This is a genomic window from Marinomonas sp. SBI8L (genome assembly GCF_001624705.1).
Taxonomy (GTDB): domain Bacteria; phylum Pseudomonadota; class Gammaproteobacteria; order Pseudomonadales; family Marinomonadaceae; genus Marinomonas.
Window position 1 is genome coordinate 321,847 of sequence record NZ_JSEO01000001.1, and the last position, 16,281, is coordinate 338,127.

The 16,281-nt window shown below is 40.2% G+C and carries 12 protein-coding genes; 3 read left to right on the forward strand and 9 right to left on the reverse strand.

Features of this window, described 5'->3' with window-relative positions:
• Positions 1–25: 25 nt before the first annotated feature.
• A complete protein-coding gene (locus OA91_RS01385; protein ID WP_063337719.1) occupies positions 26–1,873 on the reverse strand; it encodes a type VI secretion system Vgr family protein in 1,848 nt (615 codons plus the stop codon).
• Between the two features lie 386 nt (positions 1,874–2,259).
• Here OA91_RS01385 and OA91_RS01390 point away from each other — a divergent pair, with 386 nt between their 5' ends.
• From OA91_RS01390 to OA91_RS01400, 3 genes are read left to right on the forward strand one after another with little or no spacing between them, the layout of a single operon-like run.
• Positions 2,260–2,856 carry a CDP-alcohol phosphatidyltransferase family protein gene (locus tag OA91_RS01390; protein WP_063337720.1) on the forward strand — a complete coding sequence of 199 codons (597 nt, stop codon included), beginning with the start codon at positions 2,260–2,262 and terminating at the stop codon, positions 2,854–2,856.
• A 54-nt stretch (positions 2,857–2,910) separates the two neighbouring features.
• A complete protein-coding gene (locus OA91_RS01395) occupies positions 2,911–4,632 on the forward strand; it encodes a bifunctional alpha/beta hydrolase/class I SAM-dependent methyltransferase (RefSeq protein ID WP_197477689.1) in 1,722 nt (573 codons plus the stop codon).
• A complete protein-coding gene (locus OA91_RS01400) occupies positions 4,626–5,945 on the forward strand; it encodes a dual specificity protein phosphatase family protein (RefSeq protein WP_063337721.1) in 1,320 nt (439 codons plus the stop codon). The genes OA91_RS01395 and OA91_RS01400 overlap by 7 nt, the downstream gene beginning before the upstream one ends.
• Before the next feature lie 181 nt (positions 5,946–6,126).
• On the opposite strand, the gene OA91_RS01405 is transcribed toward OA91_RS01400, so the two are convergent.
• The 8 genes from OA91_RS01405 to OA91_RS01440 form a co-directional block, all read right to left on the reverse strand.
• Positions 6,127–6,738, reverse strand: coding sequence for a lysophospholipid acyltransferase family protein (locus tag OA91_RS01405; protein WP_231870281.1), 612 nt, complete (start codon positions 6,736–6,738; stop codon positions 6,127–6,129).
• A gap of 49 nt (positions 6,739–6,787) precedes the next feature.
• Positions 6,788–7,699: a phosphatidate cytidylyltransferase gene (locus OA91_RS01410; RefSeq protein ID WP_063337723.1), complete on the reverse strand. Its 912-nt coding sequence runs from the start codon at positions 7,697–7,699 to the stop codon at positions 6,788–6,790.
• Positions 7,700–7,826: 127 nt separating this feature from the next.
• Complete coding sequence (locus tag OA91_RS01415; protein WP_063337724.1) at positions 7,827–8,588, reverse strand: DUF2931 family protein; 762 nt, start codon at positions 8,586–8,588, stop codon at positions 7,827–7,829.
• A gap of 1 nt (position 8,589) precedes the next feature.
• On the reverse strand, positions 8,590–10,635 hold the full coding sequence (locus tag OA91_RS01420; protein ID WP_063337725.1) for a phospholipase effector Tle1 domain-containing protein: 2,046 nt from the start codon (positions 10,633–10,635) through the stop codon (positions 8,590–8,592).
• Positions 10,623–11,552 carry a DUF4123 domain-containing protein gene (locus OA91_RS01425; RefSeq protein WP_063337726.1) on the reverse strand — a complete coding sequence of 310 codons (930 nt, stop codon included), beginning with the start codon at positions 11,550–11,552 and terminating at the stop codon, positions 10,623–10,625. Before OA91_RS01425 ends, OA91_RS01420 begins: the two co-directional genes overlap by 13 nt.
• The gene (locus OA91_RS01430) at positions 11,552–13,585 is read right to left on the reverse strand and encodes a type VI secretion system Vgr family protein (protein WP_063337727.1); all 2,034 of its coding nucleotides are present in this window, start codon (positions 13,583–13,585) and stop codon (positions 11,552–11,554) included. Before OA91_RS01430 ends, OA91_RS01425 begins: the two co-directional genes overlap by 1 nt.
• A 323-nt stretch (positions 13,586–13,908) precedes the next feature.
• On the reverse strand, positions 13,909–14,889 hold the full coding sequence (locus OA91_RS01435; protein WP_063337728.1) for a malate dehydrogenase: 981 nt from the start codon (positions 14,887–14,889) through the stop codon (positions 13,909–13,911).
• A gap of 264 nt (positions 14,890–15,153) precedes the next feature.
• Complete coding sequence (locus tag OA91_RS01440) at positions 15,154–16,251, reverse strand: malate dehydrogenase (RefSeq protein WP_046019723.1); 1,098 nt, start codon at positions 16,249–16,251, stop codon at positions 15,154–15,156.
• Between the last annotated feature and the right edge of the window lie 30 nt (positions 16,252–16,281).

Consider the following 16,281-nt stretch of genomic DNA (forward strand, 5'->3'; position numbering starts at 1 on the left):
ATTCCTTTTAAACATTCATTTATTATTAGTTTAAGTTTATTGCTGCGCCAGAAACATGGACCCCTGCCGCATCCACTTTTACAAAGCTACCGCCTGCTGATAAGGTAATCTCATTCCCCGCATCAAGAACGACATTTGCACTTCCGCTTAACTGAATATCTAATCCTGCATCAATCGCGAGTGCTTTAGCCTGCTTTCTTTGCAAACTCTCAAGCGTTTCACTGTTTTTATCGCCTTTTACTTTGACTCGAGATTCTCCCATCACACTAAGGTGATCATTAGCACTGATAGTTTGAGCTCGGTTATTTTGAACATCTAAGTGCACATCATGTTCAATCGTATCAATTCGATCATTAAGCACTTTAAGGTTTAAATCCTTTTGTGCGATTAAAGCGATTCTTTCCTGCTCTGCCTGATCTTCAAAAGCTAACTCGTTATAGCCCTCACCCTGATGGCTCTGTGTTCTTAAAACAGTTTTACTCTCATGTTCAGGCAAAGCATATGGAGGAAGACTCATACTGTTAAACACCCTACCTGTAATAATGGGTTGGTCAGGGTCACCTTCTAGATATTCTACAATCACTTCATGCCCGATTCTTGGTAACGCCATAACACCATATTGAGATCCAGCCCAACCATTAGAAACTCGTATCCAGCAACTAGATAAATCATCACCACTTGCATACCTATCCCAAGGGAACTGAACCTTTACACGACCATGCCCATCACAAAAAACCTCTTCTCCCTCAGGTCCAACGACGATAGCTATCTGAGCACCATCTATTCTTGGCTTGGCATTAATCTGCGCTCGATAAACAACATCATGAGGCACTAGTTCAAACTCATTGCTATAACGAGTCATGCCTTCTCCACCCATTTCTTCTAAAGCTTGTGGCTGCTCACCCTCATGCACTACTTGCGTTAATAGCCATTCTTGATTACACATTTCATCAGAATGGTTTTCAAGAAGCATTTTATATCCAACCGATAAACTTGCTAGATTACTCCCACCGATAGCTTGAACAGTCTTCTTACGTAATGATTGCAGACGATATTGAGAAAAAGCAGCACCCGATGTATCAGATTTGTACCGACCAGGCGCATCAAAGTGCTCATAATTAGCGTTAATTTCACCTTCAGCGTTGGCTAGCATTAAAAATGAATAGTCAGGCTGTTTAAAGCTGTAATCTTTTAACGTAACCAAGTCTGGGGCTAATTCATTCACTCGTTTAAAGGAGTGAATAAAAGGTTCCCCTTTACCACCAGCTGGAGTTGCATTATATGAACAAGTATCATGAATTGGAGGTAGGGCCTGATTGTTATCACTAAATATCAAAGTGTGCTTTTTATCCGCTTGGCTAAAGAAATAAAATAAGCCTTCTTCTGCTGCAATTCTTTCGATAAAAGCTAAATCTGTTTCCCTATATTGAACACAGTATTCACGTTGCTCACACTCTCTTAGTGTAGAGAAGGCATAATCATTAATACCCAATTCCTGCAAAAGAATTGAGATAATTTCAGGCACAGTCTGTAATTGGAAAATGCGACTATTTTGACGTAATTCACTGCGGCTCAACGCAGGCACCATAACTAGGTGATAATAGGTGTGGTGATGGCCTGTGTCCCCTTGAGAGAACTTCTTCACTATGCCATGCCAAGACTGCTGTTCAACCCCATCTAAGCTCACACGCAGGCTCACATTCTTATCTAGAATCGCTTCAGGTGTATGGTTTTCAACTCTACTCGCCAAATCAACCGAAAATTCATAAGTGTTAGAGATTGCTTCTATCCCTTTAAATCGTGTAACCACGAAATCTTTCTCTTCAAAGCCTTCAATGACTAAGCTAAAACGCAATCCAGTTTGTAATTCCATTTACCTATTCCATCTTAAAACACTGATAACACGAATATCCGACTGCCTTTAAGCAAATAACCAGCCAAGATCACAAAGCTATGTTTTAAAAGTGTTTTTCTTTAAATTTCGCCAAGTCACGCAATAACTTGCTCAAGTTGAGCAAGTTATTGCCCAAAACTTGATTATAAGTCTCCCTAAGCAGCTTTTTACCTAGGAAGCCTACATTAAGGTTTAAATTAAATTCATACTTATTAATTTAACTTCTTGCTTCTATTAGAATTTTTATAAAAAATCATATTTGTGGCGAAAAGCAAACAAGGCAGGCACCTTGATAACAAGCAAATTGTAAATGCGGCCTGTTAAACTTCGTCCAGATTCAATCACTTAAATAAAATGGATTTTATATGCTCACCATCTATGACTTAAAACCTAAGTTTCAAAACTTACTCAGACCTATTGTGCAATGGCTTGCTGACAAGCACATAAGGCCAAATCAAGTAACTTGGTCTGCACTTTTTTTATCAGGCTTTTTGGGGGCTTTTATCTACTTCAGTAATGGAGCGGCATGGTCTTTGCTTTTATTGCCCGTTGGCCTTTTCATACGAATGGGGCTTAATGCCATCGATGGTATGCTGGCCCGCGAACATGACATGCAAACCAAAGAAGGCGCAATGCTAAATGAGATGACAGATGTAATTGCTGATAGCTTTATCTATCTTGCGTTTGTCAGTATTCCTTTAGTTGAGCCAAGCCTTATCGTGCTGTTTGTTATTATCAGTATTTTCACTGAAATGGCTGGCATTGTAGGCCAAGCGATAAACAATGACAGACGATATGATGGCCCTATGGGTAAAAGTGACAGAGCATTTACTATTGGCCTTGCAGGTGTATTAATCGCATTAGAGCTAATAAATGAAGAATGGCTTTTATATTATTTACTTTTAGCTATTTTACTCAGCGTCATGACCCTTTATAACCGTATGAAAAAAGGCACTCAATAAAACAAGAAACAAGCCAAACACTCATTGGACGAAACAAATATCAGGACGATAAATATGGATATGCAAACAGGTACATTTGCCAGCTTTGATGGGCAATCTCTTTTTTACAGAAAATGGCAACAGACTGAAACGAAAGGAAAAGTGCTGTTGTTGCTTCACAGGGGGCATGAACACTCAGCTCGCCTTCAAGGTATTGCTGAAAACAAAGCCTTTTCTGATTACACCATCTACTCTTTCGACAACAGAGGCCATGGCAATACAGCAGTAAAAGCCACCTTTGAATTTATGCACCTTGTCAGAGATTTAAATGCTTTTGTCTCTTTTGTTTGCGATCAAGAAAACATAAATGAAGAAGATATTTTTGTAATAGCAAACTCGGTAGCAGGTGTTGTAAGCGCAACCTGGGTACATGACTACGCGCCAAAAATTGCTGGTATGGCACTTATTGCCCCTGCATTTAAGATCAAGCTATACGCGCCTTTTGCTAAACCAACCTTAAAGCTCGCCATTCAATTTAAACCAGAACTTAATATCACCTCATATGTTAAGTCTAAGTTTTTGACTCACAATAAAACAGAGCAAATAAAGTATGATAATGATGGGCTTATTACGCCAAATATTCCAGCAAGTCAGCTGACTAGTCTTTTAGATACAGGCGAACGAATTGTTGCTGATGCAGCCATGATCACAACCCCGACATTAGTGCTTTCAGCAGGTAAAGACTATGTAGTGGACTCTAATGTTCAAGGTGACTTCTATGCCAACCTTTCATCACCTTTGAAAAAGTTTGTTCCTCTGGAAAACTTTTATCATGGGGTGCTTTATGAAGATAATGCCGAAATAGCCATTGATGAAATCGCAGCGTTTGCCAAACAAGCCTATGCCTACAAAACCTCAGATTTAAGCCATAAACTTATCGATATCACAGAACAAGAGTGCGATAAAATAAGCTATGGTTCTATGCCAAAACTCACCAGAGTTAACTTCGCATTACAACGTACTGCAATGAAATACCTTGGCTTTATCAGTAAAGGGATGAGGATTGGCTTGAAATACGGCTTTGATTCCGGTGTGACTTTAGACCATGTTTATAAAAATCAGCCAGAGGGCAAAACATTAGCCGGTAAATTTGTTGATAAAGGCTATCTCAACAGCATTGGTTGGAAAGGCATAAGACAGCGTAAAGTACATAGTATCCAAGCAATTAAAGACAAGATCGAACAACTAAAATCGCAAAACAAGGCAGTTAGAATCTTAGACATCGCAGGTGGGCCCGCCAGATACCTGGTTGAAATCGCCGCCGAATATAAAGATGTCACAATTCAAGTTAGGGATTATCAAGCTCAAAACATTGAGCAAGGGCAAGTCTTAGCCAAAGAGAGAAACCTGACTAACATACATTATCAGCAGAGCGATGCCTTTAGCCCTGACTCCTACTTAAATGACGAGTTTAAGCCAAACATTGTGATTATCTCTGGCGTATTTGAACTCTTCCCCGATAATAATCTGATAAAAAATGCCATCCAAGGGGTGACTTCAATTATAGAAGATGAAGGCTTTCTTATTTACACAGGACAGCCTTGGCACCCTCAACTTAAACAGATTGCCCATGTATTAGGAAACCACCAACAAAGTCGCTGGGTAATGCGTCGTCGTAGCCAATATGAGTTAGACAATCTATTTGCTCAGCATGGGTTTGAAAAAGATAAAATGCATATCGACAATTGGGGGATTTTCACCGTGTCCTCTGCTTTGTTTAAGGGGGAGCAATGCTAACGTTTCAAGCCGAAATGCATGCTCAAGCAAAACTAAAAGAACGTATCATCTGGCTACTCTATTTGGGCACTGTGTTCTTTTTACTTTATGGCGCAGCCAATGAGTTTGCTAGTCTGACCGCCCCTCACTTCTCATTTTATTTTGAATGGGAGAAGCAGATAGACTTTATTCCAGCATTCATTGTGCCTTACATGTCATCAGATCTCATATTCGTTATTGCCTTTTTGCTCCCCCAAACACGCCTTGAACTTAGGGTATTAGCACTAAGAGTACTCTTTATTGTGCTTATTTCTGTGATGATATTTATTGCCTTTCCTTTAGAGTTTTCATTTACTAAACCCTCAACCGAAAGTTACGCTTTTCTCTTTAAATTACTCGAAGCAGATAAACCCTTTAATCAGCTCCCTTCCTTACATGTAAGCTTTGCCATCGTTTTTTGGTTTAGCATGAAAGAGACCATCAACAACCACCTCATCAAGGCCGTTCTACTCTCTTGGCTACTGCTTGTAATCGCTTCAACCTTGTTAGTTTATCAGCATCACTTTATTGATTTACCAACGGGTGCATTGGTCGGCATTCTTGCTGTTTTATTCATTCGGGAGAACCAAAATAAGGTATTAATCACCAAGTTTATGACACCAAGACACCTTAAAATGGCGTCTTACTTCCTAGCATTAAGCATAGGTTTGATGGTCATGAGTTTTGCCCTCAGCCCTATCTTTCTCTACTTTTTCCTTTGCTGCTTTAGTGTCAGTATCATTTATGCTTTTGGTCTAAATCATTTACTAGACATCAGTTATAAAAAGGCAAGGTTAATACGCTGGTTTATCCTCTTCCCTTATTACTTAGGCTGTAAACTTTCTTGGATGCGTTATAAAAAGTCACTTCCTCTTGTTTCTAAGGTCGACAGCGGGGTTTACCTAGGCAGACACCCTAGCATTGGCGAATATTCTAAAATCAATGCATTAGGAGTAAAACGTGTCATTAATTTAGCGACCGAACTTCCACTTAACAAAACCGCTTTGATACAACACAGGTTTAATTTCTTGGATCAGACCATTCAGTGCCCTAAAGCCATTCACAAAGCCGTTGTCTTGATAGAAAAGCATAAATCAGACGGCATATATGTACATTGTGCTTTAGGGCTTTCTCGTTCCGTGATTGTGATATGGGCTTGGATGTTGTTTAACGGGAAAACAAATGAAGAGATAACAGAACATCTAAACGAAATTCGACCAAATTATGTCAAATCTAAGTACATGGAAGTGAATATATCCCTGTATCAAAAATACTTAAACAGCCAATTAACTTAAGGAATCTGCGAATAAGTCCTCCCGCCTCAGCGTGTGGATAAAAGCCGCTAGATTTATGGCGAGGAGCGTAACTTAATAGTTATTCTATTGATAAGGTCCTCAACATAGAGATAGGGCTTTTAGACCACGCCCTTCGGGTCTTTCAGAAAAAGAGAGCCAAGTATTTAAAGCTTGGCTCTCTTTACTCTTGCTCCTCTTCTATTAACTGCTTAGTAATACATTGCTCAGCCAAGCGTTCGAAACAAGAATCTAACTGGCTAATAAACTCAGTCGCGTTATCTGCCTGCTCCATAGGCTCATCAATAATCACATCACAATTAAAAGGCACCAAAATCGCTTCACCTTTAGGTAAAGAGCGCCCTAATCCATGGATCATAACTGGCGTTGCTTGAGTATCATTTCTCTCACTCAATAAGTAATAAACCCCTTTTTTAAGCTGGCTTAATTGCTCTGGCTTGCCTCGGCTTCCTTCTGGAAAGAGAATCAGAATATCCTCTTGATCTAACGCTTGATGACAGGCTGAGAATAAGTCCGCCTTATCACCCTCCCCTTTTCGCTTCATTGGCACTATGTTAATACAGTTGAGAGAAAGCCAAGACAAAAAGCCTTTTTTACTTAAAAAATAATCCACTGCGGCAACAGGCCTGACTTTATGAATCATAGATAAAGGGTATAAACTCATTAACACCAGAGCATCGAGATGACTGTTATGATTGGCAACAATGACCGCTGGCCCCTTAATGGGCAAGCTCTTACGGCCTCTTAAATTCAGACCAAGGATAACTAAAACCACTGGCTTAACCAAAAAAGCGAAGAAAATTACTTTAAGAATATGTCCCACGCTAATAACTCACATAATAAATAAAATGGAAAAACAAAGGCGAGGTATAAGTTAAACTATCCATTCTATCTAGAATTCCCCCATGCCCTGGAATCAAGCTACCACTATCCTTAATTTGCAAATCTCGCTTCACTGATGAAATAACCACATCACCCACAAAGCCACTGGTAGCAACCAGTAAACCAGCAAATGCACCTTGGTAAAAATTTAAAGGGGTTAATAAAGGCGCAATAATAGCGGAACACAAAGTCACCGTTGCAACACCACCAATAAAGCCTTCCCAGGTTTTATTTGGACTCACCTTAGGAATAATTTTATGACGACCAAACAACTTGCCCCAGACATATTGGCCTACATCATTAAACTGGGTCATAAAGAGCAAAAACAGAACTAATCCTAATGCTTCATATTCATAACTAGTCTCATTAGTAGATCCGGGCAAAACTAACAGATAAGCAATATGGCTAATGCTGAAAACGGTCAGCATACAAGCCCAATGAACAACACCAGCCGAGCGAATAAACCCCTTAGTATCACCTGTTAGCACCATACGCATGGGCAAAAACAAAAAAACATACACAGGAATAAACACAATAAACATGCCGTACCACTCGATGGACACCCAGTAGTATTGCAGTGGAATAGATAAATACGCCCAGAAAATCACCTTACGATCAACAGGTCGCATAGGCACGATAGATAAGAACTCTTTTAACGCCAAGAAGCTTAAAAATGCAAAAAAGATAATCGATATAGTTGTGCCACTTAACAGCACAGCAAATAAAAGCCCGATAATCACCCACCAAGACTTAATTCTTTGCTTTAGCTCCTCATAGCTATCTTGCTCCATTCTGCTCTTCATAAAACCACACGCCAAAGTGGCAAGAATCAAAATAGATAAAACGATACCCATGGTATAGGCCACACTTCCTGTAAAACTAAAAATAACCACTCTCCCTATGTATGGTTCAAATAAACACCTGTATTTTGACAATAAAAAAGCCGCTATGAAAGCGGCTTTAGTGAGAACTAAATGTTAACTAACTACAACCCCACAAGGCTTTGTTAGAACACCTTGGTATTGGCACATATTCAAATACCTGATCCACTTTTTCATAAGGGATAGGGAATAGTTCTACATCGTTATCAGCAGCTCGTTTTTCAGCCTTCTTTTGCATTGCTTCATAATAGTCAATATTTGATGGGTAAGACTCAAACTCTTTTGCAGCACTAACTTCCCCCATGAAAGTGAACTTATTACAACCCAAACGCCATACTTTCATCTTACCTCCAGGTAAAAGGCCAACCGCAATATCTTTTTGATAGCAGTGACTAATATTGCCATTTGAAAGTGTTTCTGGATCATCTGTCATCATGGCTTCTCGCATATCTAAAGTGAGATCAAATTTATTCACATAAAACTTACCTTCTGCCAAAGAAGCCCAGTATATATAAATAGACTCAGGCAAAGTTCTTGTCCCACTCTGGCTACCTGACGTGGTTGAAATAACATGAAGAGGCAGACCAAAACCATCATAATCAGGTATTTTTTTCCTTGCATTATTTAATTCAGACTTTGCCCATGTATGCCCACCAAATCCCGTGACATATAAAGTCCAATCTTCTTTTTCATTTACCCCATATGCCTCATCTATCATTACTGGATAATATGAAGGAGAAATCACATGAACTTCCCAATATCTAAAGCCTTCGGGAAACGGCTCTTCTTTATCAAAATAATTACACCCTGCCAAAGTAAAAAATGATAAAGATAAAAAAAACCATTGAAATACATTTATCACTCTATACTCCCATCAATTCAAGGTAACTAAAGTGAATGTCATCTGCTTTATGACATTCAAATACTTTTCTGTAATAGCGACCTTTGCTCTCATCAAAGTGAGGTTTAAATGCTGTTCCAACAGCTGAAGAATGATGGATTAATTGGGCACCAAATAATTTTTGCCTAAAATTATCTTGAGTGAGCTTAGACCATACCTCGCCTTTTAAAGATTCTTCTAATACTTTTTCACAAATACTGGAAAAAGGCAGCCCATTTATAATTTCTTTCACTTTATAATCATCCTCTTTCCATCTTTCACTTTCTGTATCTTCAATAGGTACTTGATAAAAGTTTGCCAATCCGTACATAAGGCGCAAATACAAGCGAGACAAATCCCCTTCGACTTTTCGTTGCAACCAAACTTCACCAGTTAACTTGGCCCCACCCCGACCTAATGGCTCAGTTTTAAAGACTTTATTAAAACTATCTGGCCAGCCCATACTTATTTCGTTTTGGCACACTTTATCTAGTTCAGCATTTAGCTGCTTCTCAGCTTCTTGCTGACTTAGGCCAAACATACCAAAACCAATTGATTTTGTTGCTATATGTTTTCTTTCAAAGGCAGGTAACAAATAGTCTGCTTGTCCAAACGATTGAACTGCATGGTAACCTCCTCCTAGATCACTATGAGAGCCGGGCAAAACATATTCATGAAAATGAGGTGTGTCAGGGTCATTAATGAGATTTAAACAAAAATTATAACGATATTCCGCTTCAGGGTGCGCAGTTAAATGCACGACTCTTGATACCCTTTCAGGATCTAGCCAGAGTCTAATTCCTTTGTTCTCAGCATTGTGTGCTTTAATGTCCCCGTAATATATATTTACAAGGGAGGCAACCGTATCGTAAAGTCCCGCAAAGGTCACCTCACAATTTTTATTTTCTAACCAATCAAAACCTAATGAAAATACTAGACCTTCCTTGTCACAAGCTTCAATTATTTTAGTGGCAAGCTCACCATCAGGGCCATCCAGTACATGATTAATAAAATCACGACCAGTAGCCGCCCCTCGACTAAATCCAAATACATCAAATTCGATTTTGGTTAAGCCATCTATTTCTAATTCACTTTTATTTTTAGCGTCTTTAATAATATTGGCAAAATCATCTGCTATTTTTTGTATAGCGAAATCCATTTTAGTTTCAAGACCATAATCTCCTAACGCAAGTCCTTTTCCGTAATTAATAGATTCATCCGCTGGTTTGGTATTATCTTCTTCATTGTCAGTACCCACACCGGTAAAATAGAATCTATCAATATAAACACCATCCAAGTATTTCTTTTCAAGGTACATATTTTTTAGCTTTTCGACATTAGTCACTTCATTCGTCGCGCTACCCTCAACTGCACCATCATTTGGTGTTTTAAAACACTGCTCAGATAATCGATTAATAGGGAAATTGGGGCTACTTTTAGTTTCCCGATCAAAGTGACTTTTCCATTTATAGTAATAACCTTCGAACTGGGTTTTACCCCATTGGGCGCTGTAGGTATTGTTATTAGTACCGTCAAAAAACACACCTAATCTCAATGTTAAATAGTTAAAACCCGCCACTTTAATCACATAACTATTATCGGCTATAAGATTCAGACAACCGGTTGCAACATGCTTTTCAGGCAGTTTTTGCTCACCTTCTAGGACAATTAAATCACCTGTTGTGACTGACTGGAGCTCTTTAACACTGGCTTTATTGCCTGGCTTTGTTAGGTTTTCATCCAAACTTTTAGCAATTTCTGGATCACTGCCATCATCTGGTTTGCGAGTTTGTGTTTCTGCTAGCCAAGTTTCATTATCAAGCACCAAGGTAACAGGCCCTGCTGCTAATTTCTTAACTAGTATGGGGCCATCTTTTAGGGTGATTTCATGTTTAGTACCAGCGCCATCGGTTAACAGACCTTTAATGCCAGCAAAGCCTTTATTGTGCTCATCAATAATATGTAGCTCGACCCAATGAGTTAAAGCCTCACATTCTATACAGGTTCCATCACCCGCTAAAGCTGCCATGCACTATTCTCCATCCATTCTTGTACATATTCTTGTTGCTTAGTATCCAATTTCAAACTAGATACAAGCTCATCCAATTCCGTTTGTGTTGCATGGGCTATATGGGCTAGCACCCAGAGTTCAGCGTCGTCTTTTGACAATTTTTGCTCTTTTGCTTTTTCAAAGCCTGTTTCTAACTTAGTCAGTGGCTCCTTAAGCTTACTCATGAGGCTAGGTAGCATTTCCCATAATCTACGAGACACGGCGTAAGCATGGTGCTTAATGTTATATAAGCCTGCTAGGTGCTCTGGGGCAATAATCCACCAAGGCTCAGTGCGTACTTGATATTGTGCTGCCTTATCGTTTTCAAGCACAATAAAGCCCATCTCAGCGCTTTCTTTACCAGTCGTCTTTTTCTCAGCATTTTTTTCTATGGCTACTTCATGATCCGCAAGACGTTCTTCAGAACCCTCTTCTGCATTGCCTTCTAGGCTTTCTTCAAAATCAGGCTGAATTAGAATAGCGTCAATATTCCCCATAAACTCTGACTGTTCAGCCAAACTCATCATGGGTAACATCTGTGTTAGCACCTTGGTATCGTAAAACCGAAACAGGACTTGCTCTTCAGCTAACTCAGCATTTAATAAGCTACGTAAGTGCCTTGCAACAAGCGCCTTCTCAGTATGAGAATGCAACAAAATCCCTTGAGATAAAATTGACTCAGGCAAAGATAAAACAATATCTGATACTGGAATAAGCCAAGGAGTTTGCGCTTTTAAGGTATCAAATGGTGAATCTATAAATAGAGGTTCTGCAGAGGACATAAAGCCCTGTACAGCCTGCTCTAAAAAGTAACCTTTAGCCTTTTCACAGGTGCCATGATCAAGTAACCAATAACAAGTTTGCTGGTCATACTTTGCAAGCCAAGTATCGCGCATCATGCGCCCCCTTCAGTTAAAGGGCAAAGTTTAACAGCGACAACATTCGCCTCTTCTGCCTTTAGAAATCCTGCTAGTGAGATACGCCTTGCTTCTGCTAATGGCTCAGGCTCTTCCAAAGAGTTTGGCAACTCTGCCATGATACCTTGGTAGCCAGAGCCTTTGCCTGCGGCTCCGCCGGCATTGAGATTAATACCGCCTCCAACTAAGTGAACACCACCACCATCGATTTGCATAAAGCTGCCACCCGCTTTGACTGTGATAGCACTGCTTGCATTAATCGCGACTTTGGAACCGCTTTTAAGATGTATCTCGTTACCTGCTTCATTAACCAGAGCTTTGCCTTGTTTCAAAGTTAGAGAGCCTTCAATCACTAGACTTTGGCTGGCGGTAACATACTCACGCTTTTCACCTTCCACAGTTAAGGTGTCATCCAGCTTCACATGGCTAAATCGGTTATTAGTGACCTTAATATGCTGGTCATTTTGAATATCATCAGTACGATCATTTTGTACTAAAAGACTTAAATCCTTTTGCGCATGCAAATAAATCTCTTCTTGCTCCGCTTGGTCTTCAAACCTTAATTCATTATGACCATCCCCTTGATGGGATTCGGTACGTAATACCGTTTTAGTCTTATGCTCTGGTAACGCATAAGGCGCTTGATTCGCTATATGGTAAGTTCGTCCTGTAATGATTGGCTGATCAGGGTCACCCTCTAAAAAGCTCACAATCACTTCATGCCCAATACGCGGCAGGGTCACCATTCCATACTGTGCCCCTGCCCACGCCTGAGATACCCGCACCCATGCACTGGAAAATTCATCCCCTTGACTATACCTGTCCCAAGGAAACTGAACTTTTACTCGCCCAAACTCATCGCAGTAGACCTCTTCCCCTTCTGGTCCGACTACGATGGCGATTTGTGGCCCAGTCACTCTCGGCCTAGCACCCAAATTAGGGCGCCACTGCCGATGTGCGGGTATCACTTCAAATTGATTTGAATAACGCGTAGCTCCTTCACCACCCATTTCCTCCAACGCTTGAGGTTGTGAGCCTTTATGCTTAATTTTCACCAACAACCAAGCTTGATTACAAACCTCTTGCGGGTGATCCATCAAGGTCACCTTATAACCCGTCGTTAAGGCTGCAACGTTACTTTCGCCTTGTGCGTAAATAGCATCATTACGTAATGCTTGAATGCGATACTGAGCAAATGCCTTGCCACTCTCATCGTCTTTATAACGCCCTGGATAATCAAAGTGATCATAAGTCTCTTGTTGAGATTCCAACTCAGTACCAACCGCATCCTGTAAAAAACTATAGGAAGGCTGCTTAAAGCTATAGTCTTTAAGTTGTACAGTCGCAGGCTTTATTTGCGTATGTCGCACAAAATGTTGCGCAAAAGGTAGGCTGGCTTGCCCACCTGACAATGGGTTATACATCATAGCTTTAGCAACATTGGGTACAGCTTTGGTATCATCACTAAATACTAAGGTGTGTTTACCATCTAAATGGGTGAAGAAATAAAACAAACCCTCTTCTGCGGCAAGTCTAGAGACAAAATCAAAATCAGTCTCACGATACTGAACACAGTATTCTCGTTGGAGGCACTCACGGCTCAAAGAAAAGGCGTAATCATTAATGCCCATTTCCGTAAGTAGAATAGAGATTATCTCTGGCACACTTTGTAACTGAAAGATTCGGCTATTATGCCTTAGAGATAAACGACTCAGTGCTGGCACCATTACCAAACGATAAAAAGTATGATGATGCCCTGTGTCACCCTGCTCAAATCCCTTTACTATGCCATGCCAAACTTGCTGAGGCAGTCCATCTTGATAAACGCTTAAGCAAACAGGCTTATCCACTATTTGCTGCGGCATAAGGTTTTCTACTCGGCTTGCCAGCGTGACATTAAAATAAAAAGGATGAGATAAAGATTCTTCACCGCTAAATTCTGTTACAACAAAAGCGCTTTGAGCCAAGCCTTCAACAGTAAGGGTAAATTGTAGTCCAGTTAGCTGTGCCATGAGGTTAGTCCATTAATTCTGTCATAGATGATAAGCCTATCTTCCTGAGGCTTATTATTTATTGAGTCTTTACTCAGTTATTTGATGAAGCCCAATTTAAAAGAGGGCTAAGCAGGCGTGAAGAGCAATTATTAGGCCAGCAAGGCTAAAAGCTTGAAATGATTAGTTTTTTGATGATCTAGCATGGAAACAGGCAAAGTATTGCTAAAACCTGAGTAAGAAGTTGCCTGATTGGCAAAAAATATTTTTTAAACAGTAACTTAATAAACAAAAAGCCAACTAAACATGGTTTAGTTGGCTTGCATTAAAAAATGACTACTGAATTAAGGCAGTAGATGATTAACTGAGGCTCTCTCTTCCATCAATTCATCTTGTGTAGCTAACATACGTGCTTTACTAAAGTCGGTTAAAGCTAGCCCTTGTTCAATCTTACACACACCGTTTTGACAACGCATGGGAAATGAGTAAAACAAACCTTTTTCAATACCATAACTGCCATCACTAAAGGTTGCCATACTTACGATGTCATCATTTTCTGTTCCTAAGGCCCAATCATGCATATGATCCAAAATAGCCTGTGCAGCGGATGCCGCAGACGAATGTCCTCGCGCTTTAATAATCTCACTACCACGCTGCTGAATGCGTGGAATTAACTCATTATGATAGTAAGTTTCGTCTATTTGCTTGAGTACAGCTTCACCTTCAACTTGCGCCTGAGTTAAATCTGGGTACTGAGTTGATGAATGGTTCCCCCAAATAATAACATTCTCAACGGCTTCTGCGTTCACACCAAGGTGCTTAGCGACTAAGCCTTTTGCGCGGTTATGGTCAAGGCGAGTCAAAGCACTAAATTGTTTTGGATCCAAATCAGGCGCATTACGAGAGGCAATCAAGGCATTAGTATTAGCAGGGTTACCCACCACCAGCACTTTTACTTCAGAGCTAGCATAATCATTTAACGCTTTACCTTGGCGCTCAAATATTTGCGCATTAGCCGTTAAGAGATCATTACGCTCCATACCTGCACTTCTAGGCCTTGCACCAATTAATATCGCATAATCTGCTCCGGCAAAACCTTCCTCAGGATTATCAAAAATACGAATATCCTGTAAAAGCGGCAAAGCACAATCTTCTAATTCAAGCGCTAATCCAGATAGAGATGTCATTGCCTGAGGCACTTCGACCAGTTGCAGTATGACAGGCTGATCTAACCCCAGCATTTCACCTGCTGCCAAGCGAAATAATAGCGAACTACTAATACCTCCAGACGCACCAGTTATAGCAATACATACGGGCTTTTTCATCATACTTCCCCTAATCAAATCTCTTATAGCTAAATCAATGAGAGGTTACCCTCCCCCATTCAATAAAATGAGATTACAGGAAAAAACCACTTTATGAAACATATGTTTCATAATATGAATTAAAGAAATTCAATTAGCAAAAATAAACTAATTTTATCGAATTAATCCATCAAATCGACTATTAACTGACAGTTTTACCCATAAAAAAACCTGCCACATAAACTATGGCAGGTTTTCTAATTAACCTAATTTATCTTAAAAAGCTTATAGCAGACGATTTGTCTCTAATACCGCTGATCCAGACTTCAATAAACCATCACCAACCAAGGTTTTGCCTGAGCGAAGACAGATTGTCAGATTGGAATGAGACTCTTCTGTTTCTTTAGGCAGTAGATGATTAACCGATGCTTTTTCTTCTAATAGCTCAGCTTCTGTTAATTTCATTCGCTCTTGACTGAAATCAGACAGTTCAAGGCCTGTCACAATTTGATAACGGCCATAACGGCAACGAACAGGGAAAGAGTAGAAAATTCCTTTTTCGATTCCATAACTACCGTCACTTACAATCGCCATGCTCACAAGTTCATCTTCAGCAGTACCTAAAGCCCAATCCCTCATATGATCGATAATCGCTTGTGCGGCAGACGCAGCAGAAGAGTGGCCTCTTGCCTTAATAATCTCACCGCCCCTTTGCTGGATACGTGGGATTAATTCATTCTTATAATAGGTTTCATCTAACTGGCCAATCACCTTATCGCCAAATATTTTAGCGTGGTTCAGATCAGGGTATTGTGTTGAAGAGTGGTTACCCCAAATAATTACCTTATGTATCTCTTCCGCGTTTACACCTAAAGAGTTAGCAACCATTCCCTTAGTTCTGTTGTGATCCAAACGAGTCATGGCGGTAAACTGTGTTGGGCTTAAATCCGGTGCATTACGGCTGGCAATTAAGGCATTCGTGTTTGCAGGGTTACCTACAACGAGCACCTTAACATCACGAGCAGCCGTTTCATTCAAAGCACGACCTTGACGCTCAAAAATCTCAGCATTCGCAGTTAAAAGATCGTTACGTTCCATACCAGCAGAACGCGGACGAGCACCGATTAGAATTGCATAATGGGCATTTTCAAAGCCTGCTTCTGGGTTGTCAAAAATACGAATTGTGTGCAACAAAGGTAATGCACAGTCTTCCAACTCCATGGCTAAACCACGCAATTGCTCCATTGCTTGTGGCACTTCAATTAGTTGTAAAATAACTGGTTGGTCTGTGCCAAACATTTCTCCAGCAGCGACACGAAACAGTAAAGAACTACTTATTGCACCAGCAGCACCAGTAACAGCAATACGTACGGGTTTTTTCATTATTTTGCCCTTTTTAAGAGTTTAAATTGC

Bases quoted from the DNA above. Each gene is read 5' to 3' on its own strand.
- OA91_RS01435 (WP_063337728.1), bottom strand. From the start codon at position 14,889: ATGAAAAAGCCCGTATGTATTGCTATAACTGGTGCGTCTGGAGGTATT.
- OA91_RS01440 (WP_046019723.1), bottom strand. From the start codon at position 16,251: ATGAAAAAACCCGTACGTATTGCTGTTACTGGTGCTGCTGGTGCAATA.
- OA91_RS01395 (WP_197477689.1), top strand. From the start codon at position 2,911: ATGGATATGCAAACAGGTACATTTGCCAGCTTTGATGGGCAATCTCTT.
- OA91_RS01390 (WP_063337720.1), top strand. From the start codon at position 2,260: ATGCTCACCATCTATGACTTAAAACCTAAGTTTCAAAACTTACTCAGA.
- OA91_RS01410 (WP_063337723.1), bottom strand. From the start codon at position 7,699: ATGGGTATCGTTTTATCTATTTTGATTCTTGCCACTTTGGCGTGTGGT.
- OA91_RS01430 (WP_063337727.1), bottom strand. From the start codon at position 13,585: ATGGCACAGCTAACTGGACTACAATTTACCCTTACTGTTGAAGGCTTG.
- OA91_RS01425 (WP_063337726.1), bottom strand. From the start codon at position 11,552: ATGCGCGATACTTGGCTTGCAAAGTATGACCAGCAAACTTGTTATTGG.
- OA91_RS01420 (WP_063337725.1), bottom strand. From the start codon at position 10,635: ATGGCAGCTTTAGCGGGTGATGGAACCTGTATAGAATGTGAGGCTTTA.
- OA91_RS01385 (WP_063337719.1), bottom strand. From the start codon at position 1,873: ATGGAATTACAAACTGGATTGCGTTTTAGCTTAGTCATTGAAGGCTTT.
- OA91_RS01400 (WP_063337721.1), top strand. From the start codon at position 4,626: ATGCTAACGTTTCAAGCCGAAATGCATGCTCAAGCAAAACTAAAAGAA.